Origin of the sequence: Halobacillus sp. BBL2006, assembly GCF_000786645.1 — a bacterium.
Classification (GTDB): Bacteria; Bacillota; Bacilli; order Bacillales; family Halobacillaceae; genus Halobacillus.
Map to the genome: position 1 here is coordinate 1 of NZ_JRNX01000600.1, position 7,979 is coordinate 7,979.

A 7,979-nucleotide genomic window follows, 5' to 3' on the forward strand; every position below is an offset into this window, starting at 1 on the left:
TTCTCTTGTTTTTTATCTGGTTCTGTCGGGTCACTAGCTTCATCTTTATCGGCGTTCAATGTGATTTTTCCACAAGCAATCCTGTCACCTGAGTTTCCTGCCGGCTGTGTCATCCCGTCATCCTGTCCGTCAGTAATCACAATCGATGTCCCTTCTTTTCGCAACAGAGACATTTGGCCTTCTTTCAACTTCGCTTCAGGAAGCATCACCTTCGCATCAACCAATCCGCTGGCATCTGCTTCGACATTCTGCATATCCCCTGCATGCGCTCCTTCTGTATTCATCAGCCCATGATCTTTTGCCTTTGGATTGAAATGATTGCCTGAACTTTTAAAATCCGGCGCCTCACATTCAGGAAATTCGTGAATGTGAACAGCGTGAACGCCTGGTTCTAGTCCCTCGACTTTTAGAGTCATCTCTACTCCATCCGGGGTCTCCTTTAAGGAAGCTGTACCGATTTTATCATTGGTTTGGTTATAGATCGACGTATCTAAAGGAGACCGTTGATCCCCTGTACATCCGGCAAGTAACACAAGACCAAACAAGGTGAAGCCTATCCATTTCTTCATCCTTACACCTCAATCATACTAACTTTTATTGAATTAGTATTTCCAACCTACTAAAATCTATAACAAAAACCACGCTGGATTTCCTCCGGCGTGGTTTTGTCAATTCTCATTCTCGTGTTCTTTTAGGTGGTAGTTTTCTTCTGTCTTCTTCTCTTCCTTTTGAGAAGCTTTTATAATGAAAATCATGGTAATAGCTGCTGCGATAACGAATACAAGTAATGAAAGAACAGCGGGAATGTACTCGCTTTTGTCTTCTGGAAAATAAAGAAATTCCATCATAGGAGCATCACATCCTTCCCTTGTTCCCTCATTATAGCAGATAACCTCCTCGTTCTTCACGCTCTTCATGATTTCTTCACAATTCCATTCTTTGATACAATACAGAAAAAGGGGGAGATTGTATGTCAGAGTTGGCTATTGGCAGTATCGTCAAAGCTCATTACAAATCGGGGATCTATGTAGGGGAGGTTGTGGAAGATCGAAATCGCTTTTATTTAGTTAAGATTCTTGCTGTTGAAAAACATCCGATGCAAGGAGACCTGCACAATCCTGGTAAAACGGATGGCGTGTTTTTCCACCAAAGGAAGGCACTCAGTTACAATGAAAAAGCTAATATCCAAAAGGAAGCCGTCCATCCTTATGAAAGCTCTTCAATTCCTGAATATAAAGAATCCTTAGCCCAATCGATTGAAACCTTAAAAGCAAAATTGACAAGAAGAGAAACGGAGTTCAACCAGCAGGCCTATAAACAATTAGAAGATCTAGAAAACCAATATTTCAAACAATAATCAAAGAGAGGACGCCACTTCTTCGGCGACCTCTCTTCATTTAATTTCCAGGCACCTTTAAATTCTTCTTTTTCTTCACTGGTTTCCCATACACTTTATTGGTGATTTTTGAAGCTTGTTCGAAAAGAATCATTCCGACGAATGCTGCAATTAAAATATATAGTCCACTGAACACTTTTAGAATCCCTGTTGCAACACTTGCAATTACGACAGAAAACTCACCTCGGGCGCACAAGGATAATCCGGCTCTTAACGAGACACGTTTGGACAACCCGTACATCGGTCCCCCAAGGACTCCCAGGAGCACCTTCGCGATAACAGACCATACTATAACTGCGATCAGCAACGCCACCATCGGAACTCCATCTCCTAGCTCAATGGTTGTACCGAAATAGATAAAAAAGGTGGGAAGCATGAGATCTCGAACAGGAAAGACCGTTTGCTCGACTTTTTCTATCCTTCCGATTTCAGCCAGCATCATACCTGCCAGAAATGCTCCCAACACCTCAGATAATCCAAGGTATAGAGCCAGTCCACCATAGGCAAGCGCAATCCCTACGAGTAATGCAATTTTGAAGTCCTCATCATCAATGCGATCGAGAAACTTTTCAAACCGCTTAAATGCGGTTTTCCCAAGGAGAACCGCTAAAACGGTCAACCCGACGATTTTTCCAACAAGGATGATAAAGGTGAGCGATGAGAAGTTCTCCCCCGTACTCACTCCGAACAAAATCGCTACGACGATTGGAGCGACCAAATCTTCAAAAATCAAAATAGCTAAAATGAACTCCGTTTCCGTGTTCGCCATACGCCCGCGGTCATCCAAAAGCTTTGCTGTGATGGATGAACTCGTCGCATAAGCCAGACCACCAATAAGGAAGCTTGAAAATAAATCCAAATTGAACAATAAGGCTATTCCCGTTGTTACACCGAGACTAAGAAAAACATCAAGCAGTCCTGATGGCCATATTTTTTTCGCTATTCCACCTAAACGTTTCACGCTAAATTCAAGTCCTAAAAGGAAAAACAATAAGACAATTCCTATTTCACTTGCAAAATGAAGCAGCTCACTGTCATGGACAAAATCTGCTATGATGATCCCAAGTAAAATATAAAGGATGACGTTTGGCACTTTAATTTTTAGACTCAAAAAACCTAAGTAAAATATGAATAGCAAAATAAGCCCCGCACCTAGCAGAGCTGGAAATTCAAAATGCAACAGTCATCATTCCTCTCCTTTACACAAGTCGGATAAGGTATCAATTTGATCCTGTTTCCCAATGGTCATGATGACATCTCCTGGCTGTAATTTGGTATCCGCTTCAGGTATCGCTATCGTTTCGTCACCTTTCACGATTCCAATGATAGTGGCTCCTGTTTTGTTTCGTATCTCAGATTCTTCAATGGTTTTAAAAGCGAGACTCGATTTTTCTTTCAATTCTACCCAATCAATGACAATTTGATTTTGGAAAATCTTTAATTTGTCTGCATCAACAGGTTGGTAAGTGGCACCTAACAATTGTGCACCTAACTCTCTCGTTTCATCAGAAGTGAGGTCCATAGCAAAATCTGCTTCTTCACTATCCGCATCTTCAAAAAAATAAAGCTCCCTTTTCCCTGTATGATGGACAATCAAAACAAGCATACTATCCTCGCCTGTTATTAACGATATTTTTTGTCCGATTCCAGGCAATTGGGATATAGATATATTCACGACACATACACTCCTTACTTTCATCCTATACTTAGTGATTATACCAGAACCTATTTTTACTCATTTCATGCTGAGTTAACATTTTTTTGATTGAAAAGGAAGGTAGCTTTCTTTACCCTTCCACCGTTCCTTCTACCCTATATATTGTAACAACTTTATTGAGAATACAAGGTTATTTGTCTTCTGCAAAGTGGTGTGGTAATTTTAAATAGTTAAAGATATTGAGGAGGGAATTCCTATGACAACACACATCGGAGCAAACCAAGGAGATATTGCAGATAAAATTTTATTACCTGGCGACCCATTGCGTGCTAAATATATTGCAGAAAACTTCTTAGAAGGTGTCACTTGCTACAACGAAGTCCGTGGCATGTATGGTTACACTGGTACTTATAAGGGAGAACGGGTTTCTGTTCAAGGAACAGGAATGGGGGTACCTTCAATCTCTATCTATGTCAACGAACTAATGGAAAGCTATGGTGTCCAGAAACTGATTCGTGTAGGTTCTTGTGGTGCTCTTCAAAACGATGTAAAAGTCCGTGACGTCATCTTGGCTTCTACGTCAACGACAGATTCACAAATGAACCGCATGGTTTTTGGAGGCATCGATTTCGCTCCAACGGCTGACTTCAACTTATTGAAAAACGCTTATGATGCTGGAGAAAATAAAGGACTGAAACTTCGCGTCGGGAATGTATTCACGAGTGACAGTTTCTACCGTGACCAGGCGATGGACCTTTTCAACCTTTTAGCTAAATATAATGTGTTAGCTGTAGAAATGGAAACGACAGCTCTTTATACATTAGCAGCTAAATACAATCGTCAGGCACTCTCTGTTTTGACTGTAAGCGACCACATCCTTACAGGCGAAGAAACGACTGCCGAAGAGCGTCAGACAACATTCAATGATATGATTGAAGTTGCTCTTGAAGCTGCAATTCAAGATTAAATAGCGAAGACACCCCCTACATGTAGCGGGGTGTATTTATTTTGGTGTGATCGCGTTGACTTTCTTCATATCAATCGTATGAATCAAATCCCCCACAGTCAGGACAAGTCCTTCGGTCGTCACAACCTCAAGTTTCCCTCGGTATTCCCATTCTATTGTAGATACAACCACGTACTGTCCAGCATAAGATTTTAAGCTCTCAAAATCGCTTCCAACAGGGGAGTTATAACGAAGGGACATGACTGTTCCCCTCCCTAAATGAACTTCTATGTATCTTATACAGACAGTCCATTTTCGAGTGGGTAAGTACCTACTTTTGTAAAAAAATACCCGGGCAAACGTTCACCCAGGTATCGATTCACTATTTTAACACGTATCCAGCTAATGTTTTAGCCATGACTCCTGTCGGGCCTTTAGGTCCCAAATCATGAGATGACTCTGCAATAGAGGTCCCTGCGATATCTAAATGTACCCAGGGCGTATCCTCTACAAAAGCGCCAACAAATGCTCCTCCCATAATGGCATGTGCTTTCCTTGTAGGAGAATTATTTAAGTCTGCAATTTCACTTTTTCGAACTTGAGCCTTATAATCATCGTTGTAAGGCAGCTGCCAAATCGGCTCCCCCATATCCTCTGCAATAGACTGAAGTTCTGCGAAAAGAATCTGATCATTTGTCATTGCACCTGTCATCCATGATCCTAACGCCGTTACAACCCCGCCCGTAAGCGTGGCTACATCAAAAATCCGCTCAGCCTTTTCGCTCTTAGCATAGGTGACTCCGTCTGCTAAAGCCAACCGTCCTTCTGCATCTGTATTCAATACTTCGATGGTCTTTCCACTCATGGACGAAATGACATCATCCGGCTTGAATGCCTCTCCAGAAATCATATTATCCGAAGAAGGGATAACAGCAAGGACGTTCTTTTTCGGTTTCAGCCGTCCGATTGTATCCATTGCTCCAAGAACAGCAGCAGCGCCTCCCATATCCCCCTTCATCCCAGGCATTCCTGTTTTAGTCTTAATGGAATATCCACCTGTATCATAAGTAATGCCTTTACCGACAAAAGCCGTCACATCTTCCCAATTATCCAGTCCTTGATATCTTAGAACAATCATCTTAGGTGGTTCGACTGACCCTTGATTAACAGCAAGCAGTGCCCCCATCCCTAACTTTTCCATATCCTCTTTATCGAGTACATCAATCTCAAATTCATGATCTTCTGCTAATGTTCTCGCAAACTCAGCAAGTTCTGTTGGTGTCAGGATGTTTGCAGGCAAATGGACAAGACGGCGGGCTGTATTTACTCCTTCTGCGAGGGCATACCCCTTTTTCAAAGCATCCGATAAAACCCTCTCATCCCCTTCATAGACGAGGTTCACCTTTTTAATTGATTTAGGTTCCTGTTCATCTGTCTTAAATGAAGGCAGACGATAGGTTGAGGTAAAGACAGTTTCTCCTATGATCTCAGCACATTCTTCCAGTGAAAGGGATGCAGGGCACAAACTGTCAAAGTCCAGACTTATCTCTTCATGACCTTCTTTTAACATCGATTTAAATGCATAACCTATAGCTTTTCTATAAGCATTCCTCGTTACCTCTTCGCTTACTCCCAATCCAATGAAATATAGTCTTGTCAATCTATCTTCGGAAGGATAAAGGATTTTGGATAAATTTTTATACTGGTAGGAAACATCACCACTTTTTATGTACGCTTCTAAGGCTTCCCCCCAGGGGTGGTCCGCTTTATTGGAAACCTCATTTCTGGTCTTTCCTTTGTACAGACCAATGACCAGCGTCTGATCTTTTTCCAATTCATTTTTTTGAATAATAAACACAAAAATCACCTCTAAAGACTAGTATACAAAAAAACTTTCTTTAAGACGAATGAGCCAGAATTGTGATATAATGACAATGTTCTCTTCGAATGCAACGTTATAAAATTACGATTACATAATAACCTCGTCTATTTGGAAAGGATGTCACCATGTTGTTGGATTTACTACAAAACTTCCCCTTATGGGCCTCAATTGCCTCTATTTTTTTCGCACAAGTAGTAAAGGTTCCGATACAGTTTATCGCATCAAGAAATTTTAACGCGAGCCTCGCCTTTAGTACTGGAGGAATGCCAAGCAGTCACTCAGCGGCCGTTACCGCACTGGCTACAGGGGTTGGAATCGAGCGTGGATTCGATTCTCCGATTTTTGCAGTAGCTTGCGTATTCTCAATCATTGTCATGTTTGATTCGACCGGGGTGCGAAGACAAACAGGTGAACAAGCCATCATGCTGAATATCCTTTTGAAAGATTTTAATCGTTTCGTAAGCGAAGCGAGAGATTGGGGAAATAAAGAGGAATTTCAGAAGAAAGAAGAATTAAAAGAGTTGTTGGGTCACCAGCCCATAGAAGTCTTCTTTGGCGGGTTAACTGGTATATTATTGACCTTCTTGCTTCATTCGCTTATCTATTGAATTCAAAAAAGGAAGCCCTGCTCAGAATGGAGCGGGGCTTCCTTTTCATTAATCGTTATTCATTTGAGTACGGAAAACTTGCAAAGCTTCATTTTCGTTCATCTGAGTTAACTCTTGTTCAGTCAATTTTCCCGTACCTTTTTTAATCATATAGACTTCCAATGTCTTCTTCCCCCATTGATTATACACATCTTCTACTGTAGGAAAATATAAGTCCAGTTCATTCCCTTTGATTGCGCCACCTTTATCAGCGACAACACCATATCCGTAATCAGGGATGAAGAGAACCGTTCCGATTGGAAAGACGCTCAAATCAGCCGCTATCGTTGAATATAAATCCCGCTTAACATTCACACCTGAAAATGTAATTCCGTACTCAGGGTGTTCCGGATTTTTTCCAGTGGATTCTTCCCCGGCCGTGTAACCAGTTGCTACAACAGTGTGTGAAGGATATTGGCTCAGATCCATGGACTCAGCTAAGCTCTGGGCTGCCTTTACAGTCGAACTGGATACATACCGTTGCTGCGCATTTTTAACATTCAATGATTTCTCATTTATCATTACTTCTTTTTCGTCAAGCGACGTACTTTCGAACGATTCCTTATTGATTTTTGCCGCAATCCATTCATCCAGATCGGTAATAGATAAGTTGGAAACATTCGCTAAAGTGCTGTAAAAAGCGAGGATGAATAAAAAGATGTACAGCACTCTCTTCGTACGCTTTTTCATGAAAATCACCTCTAGGTGTAATCATGTCCAAGCTTGTTAATTTTATACAAAAAAAGCTGACGGAGGCAACAGACGCCCTTCATCAGCTTTCAACTTAAAACATTTGATATCCACTTTTCCTCAAGAATCTTATGACAACCCCTGCCACAATCGTACCAGCAAAGCCACTAAGTAAAATAAAAATATCGATAAACTTCAAATTAGCGAGGTGTTCAAACACTGCTGGAAATGACTCCGTAGGTGCTGAAAAGTATCTCGTCCATGGAAAGTCATCAACAATTAATAAAACGATAGCTGGGTAGACAATAGACATGATCCATGATGACCTTAAAATCATATTTAGAAGAAAAGAAATTCCGAAGAATAATACAAAGAACAATAACATGGAAACAACGAATTGAACTATATTCAAAAATATCCCCCTAAACCCGCATCAACGTAGATTTCTCCAACCCTCATTCTATAATTGATGGTCGAAAAGCGCAAGTGCCCTGGTAGATCCGAACAGCATAAGACAAAACCCTCAGTGAGGTGCTCTTCCTCACAGAGGGGGTAGACTTATGGCTCGAGGATCTGGGCGCTGGAGCTGGACAATTAGAAAAGCGCAAGCGTCTTGACAGCCCTGACAAGCATAAGCAAAATCATGACGCGGCGTTCTTTGCCGCATAATGAGATTGCTTATGACCTCGAAGGGCTAGACGCTGGAGCTGGACAATACAGAAAAGCGCAAGTGCTTCCCCAGAATGAGAAAAAAAAAAAGC

Annotated in this window: 11 protein-coding genes; 3 read left to right on the top strand and 8 right to left on the bottom strand. The window is 41.4% G+C overall.

Going from position 1 to position 7,979, the window contains the following annotated elements:
- Positions 1–569 (bottom strand): superoxide dismutase family protein (locus LD39_RS16665; RefSeq protein WP_035550110.1); only part of this gene is annotated, 569 nt, incomplete at its 3' end.
- A gap of 99 nt (positions 570–668) precedes the next feature.
- Positions 669–848 (bottom strand): hypothetical protein, encoded by a 180-nt coding sequence (locus LD39_RS16670; RefSeq protein ID WP_035550113.1) that lies wholly within the window; start codon positions 846–848, stop codon positions 669–671.
- A gap of 122 nt (positions 849–970) precedes the next feature.
- Between LD39_RS16670 and LD39_RS16675 the strand changes: the two genes are divergently transcribed.
- Positions 971–1,357: a kinase-associated lipoprotein B gene (locus LD39_RS16675; protein WP_035550116.1), complete on the top strand. Its 387-nt coding sequence runs from the start codon at positions 971–973 to the stop codon at positions 1,355–1,357.
- A 40-nt stretch (positions 1,358–1,397) separates the two neighbouring features.
- On the opposite strand, the gene LD39_RS16680 is transcribed toward LD39_RS16675, so the two are convergent.
- Positions 1,398–2,576 carry a cation:proton antiporter gene (locus LD39_RS16680; RefSeq protein ID WP_035550119.1) on the bottom strand — a complete coding sequence of 393 codons (1,179 nt, stop codon included), beginning with the start codon at positions 2,574–2,576 and terminating at the stop codon, positions 1,398–1,400.
- A 6-nt stretch (positions 2,577–2,582) separates the two neighbouring features.
- Positions 2,583–3,071 (bottom strand): cation:proton antiporter regulatory subunit, encoded by a 489-nt coding sequence (locus LD39_RS16685; protein WP_035550122.1) that lies wholly within the window; start codon positions 3,069–3,071, stop codon positions 2,583–2,585.
- Positions 3,072–3,309: 238 nt separating this feature from the next.
- Between LD39_RS16685 and deoD the strand changes: the two genes are divergently transcribed.
- A complete protein-coding gene (gene deoD / locus LD39_RS16690) occupies positions 3,310–4,020 on the top strand; it encodes a purine-nucleoside phosphorylase (protein ID WP_035550125.1) in 711 nt (236 codons plus the stop codon).
- 36 nt (positions 4,021–4,056) lie between these two features.
- On the opposite strand, the gene LD39_RS16695 is transcribed toward deoD, so the two are convergent.
- Together LD39_RS16695 and LD39_RS16700 are read right to left on the bottom strand one after the other, a co-directional pair.
- A complete protein-coding gene (locus LD39_RS16695) occupies positions 4,057–4,260 on the bottom strand; it encodes a hypothetical protein (protein WP_035550128.1) in 204 nt (67 codons plus the stop codon).
- A 121-nt stretch (positions 4,261–4,381) separates the two neighbouring features.
- Complete coding sequence (locus LD39_RS16700) at positions 4,382–5,857, bottom strand: leucyl aminopeptidase (protein ID WP_035550131.1); 1,476 nt, start codon at positions 5,855–5,857, stop codon at positions 4,382–4,384.
- Positions 5,858–6,012: 155 nt separating this feature from the next.
- Between LD39_RS16700 and LD39_RS16705 the strand changes: the two genes are divergently transcribed.
- Positions 6,013–6,489: a divergent PAP2 family protein gene (locus LD39_RS16705; RefSeq protein ID WP_035550140.1), complete on the top strand. Its 477-nt coding sequence runs from the start codon at positions 6,013–6,015 to the stop codon at positions 6,487–6,489.
- A gap of 48 nt (positions 6,490–6,537) precedes the next feature.
- Here the strand turns inward: LD39_RS16705 and LD39_RS16710 are convergent, their stop codons facing one another.
- The gene (locus LD39_RS16710) at positions 6,538–7,218 is read right to left on the bottom strand and encodes a 3D domain-containing protein (protein ID WP_035550134.1); all 681 of its coding nucleotides are present in this window, start codon (positions 7,216–7,218) and stop codon (positions 6,538–6,540) included.
- Between the two features lie 94 nt (positions 7,219–7,312).
- Positions 7,313–7,630 (bottom strand): YuiB family protein, encoded by a 318-nt coding sequence (locus LD39_RS16715; RefSeq protein WP_035550137.1) that lies wholly within the window; start codon positions 7,628–7,630, stop codon positions 7,313–7,315.
- Positions 7,631–7,979: the final 349 nt, after the last annotated feature.